The 17,459-nt window shown below is 69.7% G+C and carries 13 protein-coding genes, 1 tRNA gene and 1 pseudogene; 4 read left to right on the top strand and 11 right to left on the bottom strand.

What is annotated here, in order from left to right:
• The first annotated feature begins 18 nt into the window (after positions 1–18).
• A complete protein-coding gene (locus ASC64_RS11150; RefSeq protein WP_056907599.1) occupies positions 19–462 on the top strand; it encodes a hotdog fold thioesterase in 444 nt (147 codons plus the stop codon).
• A gap of 36 nt (positions 463–498) precedes the next feature.
• Here ASC64_RS11150 and ASC64_RS11145 read toward each other — a convergent pair whose 3' ends face one another.
• The 7 genes from ASC64_RS11145 to ASC64_RS11115 form a co-directional block, all read right to left on the bottom strand.
• Positions 499–1,068 (bottom strand): GNAT family N-acetyltransferase, encoded by a 570-nt coding sequence (locus ASC64_RS11145; protein ID WP_162245794.1) that lies wholly within the window; start codon positions 1,066–1,068, stop codon positions 499–501.
• Between the two features lie 95 nt (positions 1,069–1,163).
• The gene (locus ASC64_RS11140; protein ID WP_056907597.1) at positions 1,164–1,874 is read right to left on the bottom strand and encodes an ABC transporter ATP-binding protein; all 711 of its coding nucleotides are present in this window, start codon (positions 1,872–1,874) and stop codon (positions 1,164–1,166) included.
• Positions 1,864–2,829 (bottom strand): ABC transporter ATP-binding protein, encoded by a 966-nt coding sequence (locus ASC64_RS11135; RefSeq protein WP_156385136.1) that lies wholly within the window; start codon positions 2,827–2,829, stop codon positions 1,864–1,866. Before ASC64_RS11135 ends, ASC64_RS11140 begins: the two co-directional genes overlap by 11 nt.
• A complete protein-coding gene (locus ASC64_RS11130; RefSeq protein WP_056907596.1) occupies positions 2,822–3,955 on the bottom strand; it encodes a branched-chain amino acid ABC transporter permease in 1,134 nt (377 codons plus the stop codon). Before ASC64_RS11130 ends, ASC64_RS11135 begins: the two co-directional genes overlap by 8 nt.
• A complete protein-coding gene (locus ASC64_RS11125) occupies positions 3,952–4,923 on the bottom strand; it encodes a branched-chain amino acid ABC transporter permease (protein ID WP_056907595.1) in 972 nt (323 codons plus the stop codon). Before ASC64_RS11125 ends, ASC64_RS11130 begins: the two co-directional genes overlap by 4 nt.
• Positions 4,924–5,022: 99 nt before the next feature.
• Positions 5,023–6,177, bottom strand: a complete 1,155-nt coding sequence (locus tag ASC64_RS11120) for a branched-chain amino acid ABC transporter substrate-binding protein (RefSeq protein WP_056907594.1) — start codon at positions 6,175–6,177, stop codon at positions 5,023–5,025.
• 260 nt (positions 6,178–6,437) lie between these two features.
• Positions 6,438–7,070, bottom strand: a complete 633-nt coding sequence (locus ASC64_RS11115) for an ANTAR domain-containing response regulator (RefSeq protein ID WP_056907593.1) — start codon at positions 7,068–7,070, stop codon at positions 6,438–6,440.
• A 38-nt stretch (positions 7,071–7,108) separates the two neighbouring features.
• Between ASC64_RS11115 and ASC64_RS11110 the strand changes: the two genes are divergently transcribed.
• The 3 genes and pseudogenes from ASC64_RS11110 (at position 7,109) to ASC64_RS22775 (ending at position 7,954) form a co-directional block, all read left to right on the top strand.
• Positions 7,109–7,181, top strand: a tRNA-Leu gene (locus ASC64_RS11110).
• A 29-nt stretch (positions 7,182–7,210) separates the two neighbouring features.
• Positions 7,211–7,315 (top strand): annotated as a pseudogene (locus ASC64_RS23005) (helix-turn-helix domain-containing protein); the annotation flags it as partial.
• 177 nt (positions 7,316–7,492) lie between these two features.
• The gene (locus ASC64_RS22775) at positions 7,493–7,954 is read left to right on the top strand and encodes a hypothetical protein (RefSeq protein WP_235563732.1); all 462 of its coding nucleotides are present in this window, start codon (positions 7,493–7,495) and stop codon (positions 7,952–7,954) included.
• Positions 7,955–7,999: 45 nt separating this feature from the next.
• Here the strand turns inward: ASC64_RS22775 and ASC64_RS11100 are convergent, their stop codons facing one another.
• The 4 genes from ASC64_RS11100 to gltB form a co-directional block, all read right to left on the bottom strand.
• Positions 8,000–9,649 carry a methyl-accepting chemotaxis protein gene (locus ASC64_RS11100; protein ID WP_056907591.1) on the bottom strand — a complete coding sequence of 550 codons (1,650 nt, stop codon included), beginning with the start codon at positions 9,647–9,649 and terminating at the stop codon, positions 8,000–8,002.
• A 138-nt stretch (positions 9,650–9,787) separates the two neighbouring features.
• On the bottom strand, positions 9,788–11,236 hold the full coding sequence (gene pyk / locus ASC64_RS11095; protein WP_056907590.1) for a pyruvate kinase: 1,449 nt from the start codon (positions 11,234–11,236) through the stop codon (positions 9,788–9,790).
• A gap of 124 nt (positions 11,237–11,360) precedes the next feature.
• A complete protein-coding gene (locus ASC64_RS11090; protein WP_056907589.1) occupies positions 11,361–12,830 on the bottom strand; it encodes a glutamate synthase subunit beta in 1,470 nt (489 codons plus the stop codon).
• Positions 12,823–17,385 (bottom strand): glutamate synthase large subunit, encoded by a 4,563-nt coding sequence (gltB, locus tag ASC64_RS11085; protein WP_056907588.1) that lies wholly within the window; start codon positions 17,383–17,385, stop codon positions 12,823–12,825. Before gltB ends, ASC64_RS11090 begins: the two co-directional genes overlap by 8 nt.
• Between the last annotated feature and the right edge of the window lie 74 nt (positions 17,386–17,459).

The following is a 17,459-nucleotide window of genomic DNA, read 5'->3' as shown; positions in this document are numbered from 1 at the left end:
TTCGGACACAATGGCGCCATGAGCGAGACCCCCCAGTCCCTGGCCGACCTCAGCATCGAGGACTTCATCGCCTACATGCCCCAGGGCATGGGCCGGCTCAACGAGAAGATGGGCATCGAGCTGGTCGAGATCTCCGCCGAGCGCCTCGTCGCGACGATGCCGGTGGACGGCAACACCCAGCCCTTCGGCCTCCTCCACGGGGGTGCGTCCGTGGTGCTGGCCGAGACCCTCGGTTCCGTCGGCTCCGCGATCCACGCCTACCCGACGAAGGTGGCGGTCGGGGTCGACATCAACGCCACGCACCACCGCTCCGCCACGTCGGGCATCGTCACGGGTGTGGCCACCGCCGTCCACCTGGGTCGGTCGTCGACGTCCTACGAGGTGGTGCTCACCGACGAGCGCGGCAAGCGCGTGTGCACCTCGCGCATCACCTGTGCGCTCGTGGACATGCCCCAGCGCTGACGCCGGGGACCGCCGGGGCCGCCGGGTGCCGCCGGGTCAGCCGGGGACGCGCTCGCGACGCACCCGCCGGGCAGCGAGCACCCGGTCGATGCGCTGCTTGCTCGTGGCGGCCTGGGTCACCTGGCGCGCCTTCGGCAGCCGGGCGCGTACGGCGCTGGTGGTGGCGGCGCGCAGCATGGCCTGCGGCGCGAAGGACAGCCGGGCCATGAAGCGGTTGGCGTCGCGCGCCTCGGCGGCGGCCGCGGTCTGGACGTGGGAGATGCCGTGCTGGTCGGCGAACCGGCACGCCACCTCCATCAACGCGCTGCCCACGCCCTTGCGGCGGAACTGCGGGAAGACGTGGGGCGAGACGGCCAGCACGGCGGGCTCGAGGTTGAGCGGGGTGAACGTCGTCGCCTCGAGGTAGACCGCACCGGCCACCTCACCGTCGATCTCGGCCACCGCCACGCACTGGTCCTCGCGCTCGCGCGCCGTCGCGACCACGCGGGCCACGTCGGCGAGCTGCTCGTCGAGGCCCCCCTTGCGGAGGATGTCGCTCCACAGCTCACGAAGCGACGTGACGTCCGTTGGCTCTGCAGCACGTACGGTCACCGGCGTCCGACTCATCGACCCACCCATTTCCAGTTGCACCCACAGTGGCCCCCTGCCGACCTGTTCGCGGCACCACCACACCGGACGAGACCATACCGCCGGCAGGTCCATCAGGCTACGCCGAGGTAGGCCTCTCGCACCGAGGGATCGTCAAGAAGCTCCGAACCCGTGCCGGTCTTGACGATGCGCCCCGTCTCCAGGACGTAGGCCCGGTCGCTGCGCGAGAGCGCCTGCTTGGCGTTCTGCTCCACGACCAGGATCGTGGTGCCCTGCTGCGAGATCTCGGTGATGATGTCGAAGATCTGCTGGATCAGCATCGGCGCGAGACCCATCGACGGCTCGTCGAGCATCAGCAGCTTGGGCCGCGACATCAGGGCACGCCCGATGGCCAGCATCTGCTGCTCACCACCTGACATCGTGCCGGCGACCTGCTTCTTGCGCTCGAGGAGGCGCGGGAAGAGGCCGAACACACGGTCGTAGTCCTCCTCGATGGCGGCCTTGTCCTTGCGGGTGTAGGCGCCCATGTTGAGGTTCTCGGTGACCGTCATGCCCGGGAAGATCCCGCGGCCCTCGGGGCAGAGCACCAGGCCCTTGCGCAGGCGCTGGTCGGCGCGGAGCTTGGTCACGTCCTCGCCGTCGAACACCACGGATCCGGCCGCCAGACCGCGGACGCCGGACAGCGCTCGCATGGTCGAGGTCTTGCCGGCGCCGTTGGCGCCGATCAGCGAGACGACCTCGCCCTCGGCGACCTCCACGCTGATGCCGTGGAGGGCCTGGATCTTGCCGTAGTTGAGGACGGCATCATTCAGCTCAAGCAGCATCGTCGGGCTCTCCCAGGTAGGCGGCGATGACCTTCGGGTTGCGGGCGACTTCCTCGGGCGTGCCCTCGGCGATCTTCTGGCCGAACTCGAGCACCACGATGCGGTCGGTCACGCCGAGGACCAGCTTCATGTCGTGCTCGATGACCAGGACCGTGTGCCCCAGGTCGCGGATGCGGCGGATGAGGTCCATGAGGTCCTCCTTCTCCGCCGGGTTGAAGCCGGCTGCCGGCTCGTCGAGGCACAGCAGCTGCGGCTCGGTGGCGAGCGCTCGCGCGATCTCGAGGCGACGCTGGTAGCCGTAGGGCAGGTTGCGCGACAGCTCGTGCGCCCGGTCGGCGATGCCGACGAACTTGAGCAGCTCCATGCTGCGCTCGCGGCCGCCTCGCTCCTCCAGGGTGTGGCGGCTGATGCCGAACACCTTGGCGAGGCTGCGCTTCAGCGGGTTCGCCGGCAGCTGCTCCTCGGTCGGCCGGACCCGGTAGGCCCGGAAGAGCGCACCGAGCACGCTCGTCTTGTGGCGCGCGTCGCAGCCGACCATGACGTTCTCGAGCGCCGACATTTCCGGGAAGAGCCGGATGTTCTGGAACGTGCGGGCGATGCCGAGCTGGTTGATCTTGTGCGGCTTGTTGCCACTGATCGCCCGGCCGTTGAAGCGCACCTCGCCCGAGGTCGGCGTGTAGACGCCCGTCATGACGTTGAAGCACGTGGTCTTGCCGGCGCCGTTCGGTCCGATCAGGCCCAGGATCTCGCCCCGCTTGATCGAGAAGTCGACGTCGTTGAGCGCGACCACACCGCCGAAGCGGAGCGTGACGTGGTCGATCTCCAGGAGGGTCTCCCCCACTTGGCCGACGTCCATGCTGAGCATCGCGTGGTCGGAGGTGTCCGGGGCCACCGCGACGTGCCCCTCGGCGTGCGACTCCCGTGAGGCCGGGGTTGCGGGGTTCTGGTCAGACATCGGCTGCAGCCTCCTCGGCTTCGACCTTGCGGTCCTCGAACTCTCGGGCCCTCCGTCTGCTCGGCACCAGGCCCTGCGGGCGCAGGATCATCACCGCGACGAGCGCGACACCGAAGGCGAACGGACGCCACTCCTGGAACTCGCGGAACCGCTCCGGCAGGTAGGTCAGCAGGAACGCTCCGATCAGCACGCCCAGGATGTTGCCCGAGCCGCCGATGACCACCATGGCCACGAACAGGAACGACAGGTTGAGCATGAAGCCGTTGGGTTCGACGTACTGCTGCTTGCTGCCGAACAGGAGTCCGGCCATGCCGCCCAGCGAGGCGCCGATGGCGAAGGCCCACAGCTTGTACTTGAAGGCGGCCACGCCCATGATCGCTGCGGCGTCCTCGTCCTCGCGGATCGCGAGCCACGCACGACCGACGCGGCTGTGCTCCAGACGGCGGGCCATCCAGATGAGGATGATCAGCACGACCAGGGCCAGCCAGTACCAGCGCTCGGGCTCGGAGACGTTGAAGAACGGACGTCCGTCGACCTCCGGGCCGGGCGGCACCGGGACGTTGGTGATGCCGGCGGCACCGTTGGTGACGTTGTCGAGGTTGCGGGCGCAGATGCGGATGATCTCGCCGAAGCCCATGGTCACGATGGCGAGGTAGTCGCCGCGCAGCCGCAGGGTCGGCGCACCCAGGATCACGCCTGCGATGAGCGCCATCGCGATGGCGATCGGGACGCAGATCGCGAACGGGACGGCCCACTCCTCGGAGAGGCCGAACTTGTTCTGGATCGCCTCGACGACGGGCGACGACGTCGAGCCGAACAGCGCCACGGAGTAGGCGCCGAGGGCGTAGAAGCCGACGTAGCCGAGGTCGAGCAGTCCGGCCAGGCCGATCACCACGTTGAGGCCGACCGCCACGATCATGTAGACGACCACCAGGAACAGCACGCTCGCCCAGTCGGTGCCGGTGGCAGACAGGTCGGTCCGGATGTAGGCGAACGGCAAGACGTTCAGGTAGGGCAGGTAGAAGGCCAGCGCCACGACGAGCAGCAGCCCGAGGGCCCGGACCCACGTGGGCAGGACGTCGAGGCGGTCGCGCAGGCGGTTGGTGTACTGCGTGATGATGCTCATGCGCGCGCCTTTCCGAGGGACTCACCGAGAAGACCGGTGGGCCGGAACATCAGCACGAGGACCAGCACGACGAACGCCGTGACGTCGGCCCAGCTGGAGTCCCAGACCGTGGAGGCGTAGACCTCCACGACGCCGAGCACGAGGCCGCCGATGAGCGCACCCCGCAGGTTGCCGATGCCACCGAGCACCGCGGCCGTGAACGCCTTGACGCCGATGATGAACCCGATGTCGAACTTGGTGCTGTCGTACTGGATGGTGAACAGCAGCGCTGCCACACCGGCCATCGCACCACCGAGGACGAAGACCAGCATGATCACGCGGTCCTGGTTGACACCCATCAGGGACGCGGTGTCGGGGTCCTGGGCGACGGCACGGACACCGCGGCCCAGACGGCTCTTGTTCACGAAGAAGTCGAGCGCCACCATCATCGCGATCGCGCCGAAGATGATGATGATGCGCGTGTTGGTGATCGCGAGGTCGATGCCCGGGATCGTGAAGACCACCTTGGTCGGCAGCACCGCCGGCACGTTGACGAGCACGCGGCCGAAGGGCGGGCCGAAGAAGACCTTGAGCACCTGGCCGAAGGTCTCGACGAGGACCATCGAGCACCCGATGCCGGTGATGAGGAAGATGAGGGGCGGGGCGCCCTTCTTGCGGAGCGGCCGGTAGGCGATCCGCTCGACGGCGAGGGCTGTTCCTGCCGAGGCCAGCATGGCTGCGAGGAGCGCCAGCACGGTGGCCCCGATGATCATGCCGACGCCCATGCCGGAGCTGGCGCCGATGAGGGTGTAGGTCCCGAGCGTTGCCCAGGTGCCCACCATGAACACCTCGGAGTGTGCGAAGTTGATCAGCTTCATCACGCCGTACACCATGGTGTAGCCGAGCGCGACGAGCGCGTAGATGGATCCGCGGGTGATGCCGTCAAGTGTGTGACGGTCCAACCCGTTGATCAGGGCATCGAAGTCCACTCAGGGCCCTCCTGATTGCGGCCCGGTCGGGGCCATGGGTCGGGGGCGGCCAGGCACAAGACCTGACCGCCCCCGTTGTGCATGATCGATCCGTGAGGATCAGCTGGCGGGGCTGACCTCGACGTCGGGGACGAGCGTGCCGCCCTCGTTCTTGTAGGCCCAGTAGGACACCTTCTCCTTGGGAACGTCGCCGTTCTCGTCGAAGGAGATCTCCTTGCTGAGACCGTCGCCGGTGTAGCCGTCGACGAACTTCTCGACGTCCTCGCGGGTGCGGGCACCGTCGTCCAGCGCGGCGAGGAAGACGCTCATCGCGTCGAAGCCCTCGGCGGCGTAGGCGCCGGGCGCCGAGCCGAACTCCTCCTGGTAGTCGGCAGCGAAGGTGCTGTCCTCCTCGATCGGGGCGCAGGGGCACATCACGATGGCACCCTCCCCGGCGTCGCCGACGGCGTTGCCGAAGTCGGAGCCGTAGAGACCGTCACCGCCGATGAACGGGGCGTCGATGCCGGCGTCGCGCATCTGCTTGAGCAGCGGCGCGGCCTCGGCGATGTAGCCACCGTAGAAGACGGCGTCGGGCTTGGCCGACTCCATCTTGGAGATGGTCGGGGCGAAGTCGGTCTGGCCGACCTGCGTCTTGTCGCGCTGCGCCATCTTGTCGCCGAGGGTCTCCTCGACGCGGTCGGCCAGCGGCTCGCCGTAGGCCTCGGAGTTGTCGACGACGAAGACCTTCGTGGCGCCGAGCTCGTCGGTGAGGTACTTCGCGATCGCCGCGCCCTGGTAGTCGTCGTAGGGCACGAGCCGGTGGAACACCGGCGACGGGTCGTCCTGGGTGAGGTCGGTCGCGGTGGCGGACTGGCTGACCATGGTCACGCCGGCGTCGCCGTAGATGGCCTTGGTCGCCCGGGTCTCGCCGGAGAACGCGCCACCGATGACGCCGATGAAGGAGTCGTCACCCGCGATCTGGGTCGCGACCGGGGTCGCCTTGGCCGGGTCGCCCTCGGTGTCGAACTTCTCGATCGTGACGTCGCAGTCCTCGTTGTCCCACTGCTTCAGCGCCAGCTCGGCGCCGTCGACGGACGGGAGGACGATGCTGGCGTTCGCGCCGGAAAGCGCGCCCATCACACCGATCTTGAAGTTGCAGTCGCCGCCTGCCGCGTCGCCGTCACCACCGGTGTCGGTGGTGCCGCACGCGGTGAGCGCCAGACCGGCGACTGCCGAGATTGCGACAGCCTGCCACGTCCTGGATGAGCGGATCATGGATCCCTCCGTAGTTCTGTGGGTAGTTCAATGGGCTGTCCACCTCGGCAGCCTCGTGCGGGGAACCTAACACCATGAATGTGGCGCGGGACACGATTGCGCCATGGGTTTGGGCGGCCGTTGTCGTTTCGTGACCAACCGGTCTGTACCGGAAACAGAACCGAAACGCCCGGTGTCATCGACGGTTTCCGCACTTGGCGCATCCCGGGGCCGTCAGATCTGCGGTCGGGCGTCCCGTCGACGCCCGCAGTGGTCGGCAGTCAGGCGTCGCTGTCGCGGCCCAGGCCGGCCACGCCGTGCTCCACGACACCGTCGGCCACCTGTTTCATCGACAGGCGCAGGTCCATCGCGGTCTTCTGGATCCAGCGGAACGCGTCGGGCTCGCTCAGGCCGAGCTTCTCCTGCAGCACGCTCTTGGCGCGGTCGACCGCCTTGCGGGTGGCCAGGGACTCCTGGAGGTCGGAGACCTCGCGTTCGAGGACGGTGATCTCGGCGAACCGGCTCACGGCCATCTCGATGGCCGGCACGAGGTCGCCGCGCTGGAACGGCTTCACGAGGTACGCCATCGCGCCCGCGTCGCGGGCCCGGGCGACCAGGTCGCGCTGGGAGAACGCGGTCAGGATGACGACGGGTGCGATCCGCTCCGCCGCGATCACCTCGGCCGCCGCGATGCCGTCGAGCACCGGCATCTTGACGTCGAGGATCACCAGGTCGGGTCGCAGGTCGCGGGCGAGCTCGATGGCCTTCTGGCCGTCGCCCGCCTGTGCGACGACCTCGTAGCCCTCCTCGCCGAGCATCTCCGCGAGGTCCATGCGGATGAGCGCCTCGTCCTCGGCGATCACCACCCGGCGTACGTCGTCCGGAGCGGTGCTGTCGTCAACAGGCTGCGTCACGGGGGAAAGGCTAGTCGGGTACGGTTTCCCAGCGTTCGGCCCCGGTAGCCCAACGGCAGAGGCGATGCTCTCAAACAGCATTCAGTGTGAGTTCGAATCTCACCCGGGGCACCGTCAGTGGGCCGGTTCACGCTGGGCACATGTACGAACCAGCGGAACGCGCCCGGGCTCTCGCGCTCCTCGATGAGGGTTTGAGCCTGTCCGCGGCGAGCAGGGCGACGGGCATGCACCGATCCACGATCCGGGCCTGGTCACGAAACCCCAGGTCACTCGCGACCCAGTGCTGTCGTTGCGCTGGGTCGTACCCCAGTCGCGGTGATGATTACGCCGCCCTCCTCGGGTTCTACCTGGGCGACGGCTGCATCTCGCACCATCGGTCCCGCACCACACTGAGGATCTCGTGCGACCCGGCGTGGCCGAGCGTGATCCGTGACATCGACCGACTCATCGGCGCGGTCCACCCAGAGGGCCGCGCCTCCCACGTGCGCGCCCCGGGCACGTTGGTCGTGCACACCACCTGGAAGCACTGGCCCTGCCTGTTCCCCCAGCACGGCCCGGGTCGCAAGCACGAGCGAGCCATCCGTCTCGAGGCGTGGCAGGAGGACGTGGTGCGGGCGTTCCCGGCCGACTTCCTCCGCGGCCTCTTCCACTCCGACGGTGCCCGCGTGAACAACTGGGCCACGCGGATCGTCGCCGGGCAGAGGAAGCGCTACGACTACCCGCGGTGGCAGTTCTCCAACCGGTCGGAGGACATCATGGCGCTCTGCTGCTGGGCCCTGGACCTCGCCGAGGTCCCCTGGCGCCGATCCGGTCCGTGGACCGTCTCGGTCTCCCGTCGCGGGGCCGTCGGGAGGCTGGACGAGCTGATCGGGCCGAAGTCGTAGCCCGCGCCGGCGGCGACCACCGGCGCGGACCACATGTCTCGAGCGTCAGACCGACGCGGCGCTGGACTCGTACGTGAACTGGGCGACCAGGCCCTGGAGGCGCTGCGCCATCCGGGACAGCTCCTCGGCGGCCGAGCTGGTGCTGCCGGCGGCCGCCTGGGTGTCGGAGGCGGTGCGGGCGACGCCCGTGATGTTCTCGGCGATGTCGGTGGAGCCGACAGCCGCGTCGGCGACCGAGCGGGTCATCTCCTGCGTGGTGGCGGTCTGCTCCTCGACCGCGGAGGCGATCACGGTCTGGGTGTCGCTGATCTGGGCGATGATGCCGGCGATCTCGGAGATCGCGATGACGGCCTCCTGGGTGTCGGCCTGGATCGCGCGGATGCGCTGGTCGATGTCGCCGGTGGCCTTGCTCGTCTCCTGGGCCAGCTCCTTGACCTCGTTGGCCACGACGGCGAAGCCCTTGCCGGCCTCACCGGCGCGGGCGGCCTCGATGGTCGCGTTGAGGGCGAGCAGGTTGGTCTGCTCGGCGATGGAGTTGATCACCTTGATGACGTTGCCGACCTCCGTGGAGGACTCGCCCAGCTTGGCGACGGTGGCGTTGGTCGACTCGGCGGCCACGACGGCCTGGGCAGCAACGCCCGCCGCGTTGCTGGCGTTGACGGCGATCTCGCGGATGGAGGCACCCATCTGCTCGGTCGCGGCGGCGACGGTCTGCACGTTGTTGGACACCTGGCCGGCCGCCGACGACACCAGGCCGGCCTGGGCGGACGCCTCGGAGGCCGAGCTGGTCATCTGGCCGGACACCGCGGAGAGCTCCTCGGAGGCACCGGCCAGCTGGACCGCGGTGCCCGCGATCTCCGACATGGCGTTGCCGAGGTTGGCGACGGCGCTGTTGAGCGCGGTCGCGAGCTGGCCGATCTCGTCGCCGCGGTCCTCCTCGAGCCTGCGGTCGAGGTGCCCGGCGGCCACCGCCTGGAGCACCGCGACAGCGCGGCCCAGAGGACGGGTGATGGAGCGCGTGACGCCGACGACGACGGCGGTGCCGGCGATGATGACGAGCGCCAGGCCGATGTAGACCATCTGGTGACCGCGTGCCGACACGACCTCGAGGTCGGCCCGCACCGCCTTCTCCTGCTTGGCGAGCGAGTCGCCGAAGGCACTCATGTCCTCGTAGACCGCGGTCCACGCCTCACCGGCGGCGCCGCCGTTGATGCTGTTCATGATCTGGGGCATGGCGTCGAGGCCGCGTGCCTCGAGCCGGCTCACGACCCAGTCGTCCTGGTCGAAGAGCTGCTGGAAGTTCGCCTCGGTGCTCGCGAGGATGTCCTTCTGCTCGCTGGTCAGGCCGGTCGTGTCGACGTCGGCGAACATGGCCTCGATGGCGGCCTTGCTCTTGAGGTAGCCGTCGCGGTTGTAGCCGTCCTCGGACAGTGCCTCGTCGACGCCGAACGCGGCGGCGTCACCGAGGTAGAGGCCCTGCCAGCCGGTGATGTCGTTGATGTTGATCAGCATCAGGTCTGCGAGGGCGCGGTGCGAGGCGACCTGCTCGAGCTGGTCGCGCATCCCGTCGGCCTTGCTCTGGGCGGAGAGGCCGAGGTAGGCGGCGAGGCCCACGAGGACGCCGCAGGCGGCGAAGGCGGCGGCGAGACGCACTCCGATCTTGAGGTCTCGCAGGGCGTGGCGGGGCGAAGTCATGAAAGCTGTTCTCCGGGTGGCTCGCGGCGCCGTGGACGTCCGTGTCGTCAGGTCACCGCCTCACCCATCGCCCGGGAGCGCCCGGACCTGAGGACTTCGCGCACAGGATTCGCGCACAGAAGCCGCGCGTGGAAAGCGTCAGCGCGGGCGGCGGTAGGCCGGTGCGGCGCCGTTGATCGCGTCGCCCATCCGGTGGATCCGCAGGGCGTTGGTGGAGCCCGGGATGCCGGGCGGGCTGCCGGCGATGATCACCACGAGGTCGCCCTCCTTGACCCGGCCGATGTGCAGCAGCGACTCGTCGACCTGGCGGACCATCTCGTCGGTGTGCTCGACCGGCGCACCCTGGAAGGTCTCCACGCCCCACGTGAGGGCGAGCTGCGAGCGCGTCCGGGCCTCGGGGGTGAAGGCGAGCAGCGGGATCGGACCCCGGTAGCGCGAGAGGCGCTTGGCCGAGTCACCACTGGTCGTGAACGCGACGACGTACTTGGCGCCGACGCTCTCGGCCACCTCGGCGGCCGCCTTCGCGATGATGCCGCCGCGCGTGTGCGGCTTCCACGTCACCGCAGCCATGTGGCTCAGGCCGTGGTCCTCGGTCGACTCCACGATCCGGGCCATGGTCTCGACCGCGACGATGGGGTGGTCGCCCACGCTCGTCTCGCCGGAGAGCATGACCGCGTCGGCACCGTCGAGCACGGCGTTGGCGACGTCGCTGGCCTCCGCGCGGGTCGGGGCGGGAGCCGAGATCATGGACTCGAGCATCTGGGTGGCGACGATGACCGGCTTGGCGTTGCGCCGCGCCTTGTCGATGATCAGCTTCTGGTGGATCGGCACGTCCTCGAGCGGGCACTCCACGCCGAGGTCGCCACGGGCGACCATGATGCCGTCGAAGGCGTCGACGATCTCGTCGATGTTGGCGATCGCCTGCGGCTTCTCGATCTTGGCGATCACGGGGACGAAGATGCCCACCTCGCGCATCACGGCGCGGACGTCGTCGGCGTCGTCGGCGCTGCGCACGAAGCTGAGCGCGACGAAGTCGACGCCGAGGCGCAACGCCCACCGCAGGTCGTCGGTGTCCTTCTCCGACAGGGCCGGCACGGAGACCGCGACGCCGGGCAGGTTGATGCCCTTGTTGTTGGAGACCTTGCCGGGCACGACGACCTCGGTGATGACGTCCTGGCCTTCGACGGCGACGACCTTGAGCCGCACCTTGCCGTCGTCGATGAGCAGCGGATCGCCGGGCTCCACGTCACCGGGCAGCCCCTTGTAGGTCGTGCCGCACTGCTCGACGTCGCCCTCGACGTCGCGCGTGGTGATCGTGAAGCGGGCGCCCTTCTTGAGCTTCACCGGTCCGTCGGAGAAGGTCTCGAGGCGGATCTTCGGACCCTGCAGGTCGGCGAAGATGCCGATCGCGTGGCCGGTGTCGTCGGAGGCCTGGCGGACCATCCGGTACACCGCCTCGTGGTCGGCGTACCGGCCGTGGCTCATGTTGAGCCGGGCCACGTCCATCCCGGCATCGACGAGGGCTCTGATCCCTTCGGGGGTGTTCACCGCGGGACCGAGGGTGCAGACGATCTTGGCTCTACGCACGTGCTTCAGCCTAGCGGGTGTTGGAACGATCCAACCACCACTTCGGCGTCCGCGCGGCGCGCAGGAGGGAAAATCCGTGGTCCGGAGCTCCCCCCTCGCGCGCCGCGCGGCGGGCGCGACCGGGTCAGACGACCAGCGGGCGCTCGTGCGGCTTGATCGGCGCCGGCAGCGTCGTCGATCCGGTCAGGTAGGCGTCGACGGCGGCCGCTGCGCTGCGGCCCTCGGCGATCGCCCACACGATGAGCGACTGGCCGCGGCCCACGTCGCCGGCGACGTAGACGCCCGGGACCGAGGCCGCGTAGGACTCGTCTCGCCGCACGTTGCCTCGCTCGTCGAGCTCGACGCCCAGCTGCTCGACCAGGCCGGGCTTCTCGGGACCGACGAAGCCCATCGCGAGCAGCACCAGCTGGGCCGGGATCTCCCGCTCGGTGCCCTCGACGGGCTGGAACGTCGCGTCGACCTCGACCAACCGGAGCCCGGCGACGTGACCGTCGGCGTCGCCCACGAACTGCTGCGTCGAGACGGCGTACACGCGGTCCCCGCCCTCCTCGTGCGCCGAGGACACCCGGAAGGTCATCGGGTACGTCGGCCAGGGCTGGCCCTCGGGCCGGTCCTCCCCGGGCCGCGGCATGATCTCCAGCTGCGTGATCGAGCGCGCGCCCTGGCGGATGGACGTGCCGAGGCAGTCGGCGCCGGTGTCACCGCCGCCGATGATCACCACGTCCTTGCCCGTGGCGACGATCTGCTCCGATCCGTCCGCGGTCGGGGCCTCGCCCAGCGCGGCACGATTGGCTTGCGGGAGGAACTCCATGGCCTGGTGGATGCCGCCGAGCTCGCGGCCCGGCACGGGCAGGTCGCGCGCCGCCGTCGCCCCCATGGCGAGCACGACCGCGTCGTAGCGGGCGAGCAGCTGCGGGCCGGTGAGCTGGCCACCCACGTCGACGCCCGCACGGAACACCGTGCCCTCGCGGCGCATCTGGTCCAGTCGGCGGTCGAGGTGCTTCTTCTCCATCTTGAACTCGGGGATGCCGTAGCGCAGCAGGCCGCCGATCTTGTCGGCACGCTCGTAGACGGCGACCGTGTGGCCGGCGCGGGTGAGCTGCTGGGCGGCCGCCAGTCCGGCGGGCCCGGAGCCGATGACCGCCACGGTCTTGCCCGAGAGCCACTCCGGCGGCTGCGGGCGGACGTAGCCCGAGCCCCAGGCGCGGTCGATGATCGAGACCTCGACGTTCTTGATGGTCACCGGGTCCTGGTTGATGCCGAGCACGCAGGCGGTCTCGCAGGGTGCCGGGCACAGCCGACCCGTGAACTCCGGGAAGTTGTTGGTCGCGTGGAGCCGGTCCATCGCGCCGTCCCAGTCGTCGCGCCAGACCAGGTCGTTCCACTCCGGGATGATGTTGCCGAGCGGGCAGCCCTGGTGGCAGAACGGGATGCCGCAGTCCATGCAGCGTCCGGCCTGGGTGTTGATGATCGGGAGCAGGGCGCGCCCGATCCCGTCGGGGTAGACCTCGTTCCAGTCCTTGACCCGCTCGCCGATCTCACGGCGCGAGGCGACCTCGCGACCGTGCTTCAAGAAACCCTTGGGGTCAGCCATGAAGGACCTCCATGATCCGTGCGGCGGCCTCGTCCTCGTCGAGGCCCTCCTCGAGGGCCTCCTCACGAGCCTCGAGCACGCGCTTGAAGTCGCTGGGCATCACCTCGGTGAAGCGAGCCAGCGAGGTGTCCCAGTCGGACAGGAGTGCCGTGGCGACCGCGGAACCGGTCTCCTCGGCGTGCTGCTCGACGAGCGCCCGGAGCTCCTCGGCGCCCTTGCCCTGCACCGGTGCGAGCTCGACGAGCTCGGGGTTGACCCGCGACTCGTCGAGGTCGAGCACGAAGGCGTAGCCGCCGGACATGCCGGCCGCGAAGTTGCGACCGGTCGGGCCGAGCACGACGACGATGCCGCCGGTCATGTACTCGCAGCCGTGGTCGCCCACACCCTCGACGACGGCGCTCGCGCCGGAGTTGCGGACGCAGAACCGCTCCCCCACACGACCGCTGAGGAAGATCTGCCCCGAGGTGGCGCCGTAGCCGATGGTGTTGCCGGCGATGATCTGCTCGCCCGCCTCGAAAGCGGCGGCCCGGTCGGGGCGCACCACCAGGCGGCCGCCGGACAGGCCCTTGCCGACGTAGTCGTTGGCGTCACCTTCCAGCCGCAGGGTGATCCCGCGCGGCACGAAGGCTCCGAACGACTGGCCCGCAGACCCGGTCAGGGTGATGTCGATCGTGCCGTCGGGCAGGCCGTCACCGCGGTAGCGCTTGGTGACCTCGTGGCCCAGCATCGTGCCGACCGTACGGTTCACGTTGCGGACCGCGACCTGGGCACGGACCGGCTCGCCGGACTCCAGCGCCGGGGCGGCGATGGCGATCAGCTCGTTGTCGAGCGCCTTGTCGAGGCCGTGGTCCTGCGTCCTGGTGTTGCGCAGGTCCTGGTCCGCGAACTGGCCGAACTCACCGTGGGCCGACGCCTGGTGCAGGATCGGCCGCAGGTCGAGCCCGGAGGCCTTCCAGTGGTCGACCGCCTGCGCGACGTCGAGCGTGCCGACCTGGCCGATGGCCTCGTCGAGGCTGCGGAAGCCGAGCTCGGCGAGCAGCTCGCGCACCTCCTGGGCGATGAACTCGAAGAAGTTCACGACATAGTCGGCCTTGCCGCTGAAGCGCTCGCGCAGCACCGGGTTCTGGGTCGCGACGCCCACCGGGCAGGTGTCGAGGTGGCAGACCCGCATCATGATGCAGCCGCTGACGACCAGCGGCGCGGTCGCGAAGCCGAACTCCTCGGCGCCCAGGAGCGCCGCGATGACCACGTCGCGCCCGGTCTTGAGCTGGCCGTCGGCCTGCACCACGATCCGGTCGCGCAGCCCGTTGAGCAGCAGGGTCTGCTGGGTCTCGGCGAGGCCGAGCTCCCACGGGCCGCCCGCGTGCTTGAGCGAGGTGAGGGGCGAGGCGCCGGTGCCGCCGTCGTGGCCGGAGACCAGCACGACGTCGGCGTGCGCCTTCGACACCCCGGCTGCGACCGTCCCGATGCCGACCTCCGAGACGAGCTTCACGTGGATGCGCGCCGCCGGGTTGGCGTTCTTGAGGTCGTGGATCAGCTGCGCCAGGTCCTCGATCGAGTAGATGTCGTGGTGCGGCGGGGGGCTGATCAGGCCGACGCCGGGCGTGGAGTGCCGGGTCTTGGCCACCCACGGGTAGACCTTGTGACCGGGCAGCTGGCCGCCCTCGCCGGGCTTGGCGCCCTGCGCCATCTTGATCTGGATGTCGTCGGCGTTGGTGAGGTACTCGGACGTGACGCCGAACCGTCCCGAGGCGACCTGCTTGATCGACGAGCGTCGCTCGGGGTCGTAGAGCCGGTCGGGGTCCTCACCGCCCTCACCGGTGTTGGACTTGCCACCGAGCCGGTTCATGGCGATCGCCAGCGTCTCGTGGGCCTCCTTGCTGATCGACCCGTAGGACATCGCCCCGGTGGAGAAGCGCTTGACGATCGCCGAGACCGGCTCGACCTCGTCGATGTCGATCGGCTCCCGGCCCGACCCGCTGGCGTCCTTGAAGGTGAACAGCCCGCGCAGCGTCATGAGTCGCTGCGACTGCTCGTTCACCCGGTCGGTGTACTGCTTGAAGATGTCGTAGCTGCCGGTGCGGGTGGAGTGCTGCAGCCGGAACACCGTCTCGGGGTCGAACAGGTGCGGCTCGCCCTCACGACGCCACTGGTACTCGCCGCCGATGGCGAGCTCGCGGTGCGCCGGCGCGATGCCTCCCCGCGGGTACGCCGTCGCGTGCCGGCGCGCGACCTCCTCGGCGATCGTGTCGAGCTCGATGCCGCCGAGCTTGGACGTCGTACCGGTGAAGTAGCGGTCGACGACCGACTGGGACAGGCCGACGGACTCGAAGATCTTGGCGCCGGTGTAGGAGGCGACGGTGGAGACGCCCATCTTGGACATCACCTTGAGCACGCCCTTGCCGAGCGCCTTGATCAGGTTGGCGACGGCCTTCTCGGGGTCGACCTTCACGTAGTAGGCCTCGCGGGCGAGGTCCTCCACGGACTCCATGGCGAGGTAGGGGTTGACCGCCGCCGCGCCGTAGCCGACGAGCAGGGCCACGTGGTGGACCTCGCGCACGTCACCGGCCTCGACGAGCAGGCCCACCTGGGTGCGGGTCTTCTCGCGGACGAGGTGGTGGTGGATCGCGCCGGTGAGCAGCAGCGACGGGATCGGCGCCAGGTCGGCGGTGGCGTGACGGTCGGAGAGCACGATGATCCGGGCACCGTCGGCGATCGCGGCGGACACCTCGGCGCTCAGCTCGTCGAGCCGCGCGGCCAGGGCCTCCCCTCCCCCGGCGACCTCGTAGAGGCCGCGGACGATGTGGACCTGGAAGCCCGGCATGTCGCCGTTGCGGTTGATGTGGCGGATCTTGGCCAGGTCGTCGTTGGAGAAGACCGGGAACGGCAGCACGACCTGCCGGCACGACGCCGGCGTCGGGTGCAGCAGGTTGGCCTCGGGACCGATGGAGCCGCTCAGCGAGGTGACGAGCTCCTCGCGGATGGCGTCGAGCGGCGGGTTGGTGACCTGCGCGAACAGCTGGGAGAAGTAGTCGAACAGCAGTCGCGGCTTGTCGCTCAGTGCTGCGATCGGGGTGTCGGTGCCCATCGAGCCGAGCGCCTCACCGCCGGTGTTGGCCATCGGGCTCAGCAGGACGCGCAGCTCCTCCTCGGTGTAGCCGAAGATCTGCTGGCGCCGCGTCACCGAGGCGTGCGTGTGGACGATGTGCTCGAGGTCGTCGAGGTCGTCGAGGTGGATCAGCCCGGCGTGCAGCCACTCGTCGTAGGGGTGCTCGGCCGCGAGCTGGCTCTTGACCTCCTCGTCCTCGATGATCCGGTGCTCCTCGGTGTCCACGAGGAACATCCGGCCCGGCTGCAGGCGGCCCTTGCGCACGACCGTGGCGGGGTCGAGGTCGAGCACGCCGACCTCGGAGGCGAGGACCACGAGGCCGTCGTCGGTCACCCAGTAGCGCGAGGGGCGCAGTCCGTTGCGGTCCAGCACGGCGCCGACCTGGGTGCCGTCGGTGAAGACCACGCAGGCGGGCCCGTCCCAGGGCTCCATCAGCGTGGAGTGGAACTCGTAGAACGCGCGACGCTTGGGGTCGAGGTCGCGGTGGTTCTCCCACGCCTCCGGGATCATCATCAGCACCGCGTGCGGCAGGGACCGCCCGCCGAGGTGCAGCAGCTCGAGCACCTCGTCGAAGGACGCCGAGTCCGACGCACCCGGCGTGCAGATCGGGAACAGCCGCTCCAGGTCGCCGGGGATCAGGTCGCTCTCGAGGAGCGCCTCGCGGGCGCGCATCCAGTTGCGGTTGCCCATCACGGTGTTGATCTCGCCGTTGTGCGCGATGAACCGGAACGGGTGGGCCAGCGGCCAGCTCGGGAACGTGTTGGTCGAGAAGCGCGAGTGCACGACCGCCATCGCCGAGGCGACCCGCTCGTCGGTCAGGTCGGGGAAGACCCGGTCGAGCTGGTCGGTGGTGAGCATGCCCTTGTAGGCCAGCGTGCGCGAGGACAGCGACGGGAAGTAGACGTCCGTCTCGGACTCGGCGCGCTTGCGCAGGCAGAACGCCAGGCGCTCGAGGCCCATGCCGGTGACCCGCGCGCCCCGGCCGGCCACGAACAGCTGGGCGAAGGACGGCATCACGCTGCGGGCGGTCGCGCCGAGGGTGGAGTCGTCGACCGGAACCTCGCGCCAGCCGAGGACCGCGAGGCCCTCCTCATCGGCGATCTCCTCGATGCGCTGGCGCGTCTTGGCCACCGTGTCGGCGTCGCCGGGCAGGAACGCGGTGCCGACGGCGTACGCGCGGGCCGGCGGCAGGTCGAAGTCGACGACCTCGCGCAGGAAGGCGTCGGGGACCTGGAGCAGGATCCCGGCGCCGTCGCCGGAGTTCACCTCGGCGCCCGCGGCGCCCCGGTGGTCGAGGTTGCGCAGGGCGGTGAGCGCCTTGGCCACGATGTCGTGGCTGGCCTCACCCGTCAGGGTCGCCACCATGGCGACGCCACAGGCGTCCTTCTCGTGGCGCGGGTCGTAGAGACCCTGCGCAGGAGGGAAGCTCGGCGGGAATGCGTGCATGGAGGCATTCTCCCGTCGTCGTCTCGGGTGCCGGCGGATCCGGTGGTGCGATCCCAGGCGTGCCGAGGGGTGGG

This window comes from Nocardioides sp. Root122, from assembly GCF_001425025.1.
Classification (GTDB): domain Bacteria; phylum Actinomycetota; class Actinomycetes; order Propionibacteriales; family Nocardioidaceae; genus Nocardioides.
This window is presented reverse-complemented; position numbering and strand designations above follow the sequence as displayed.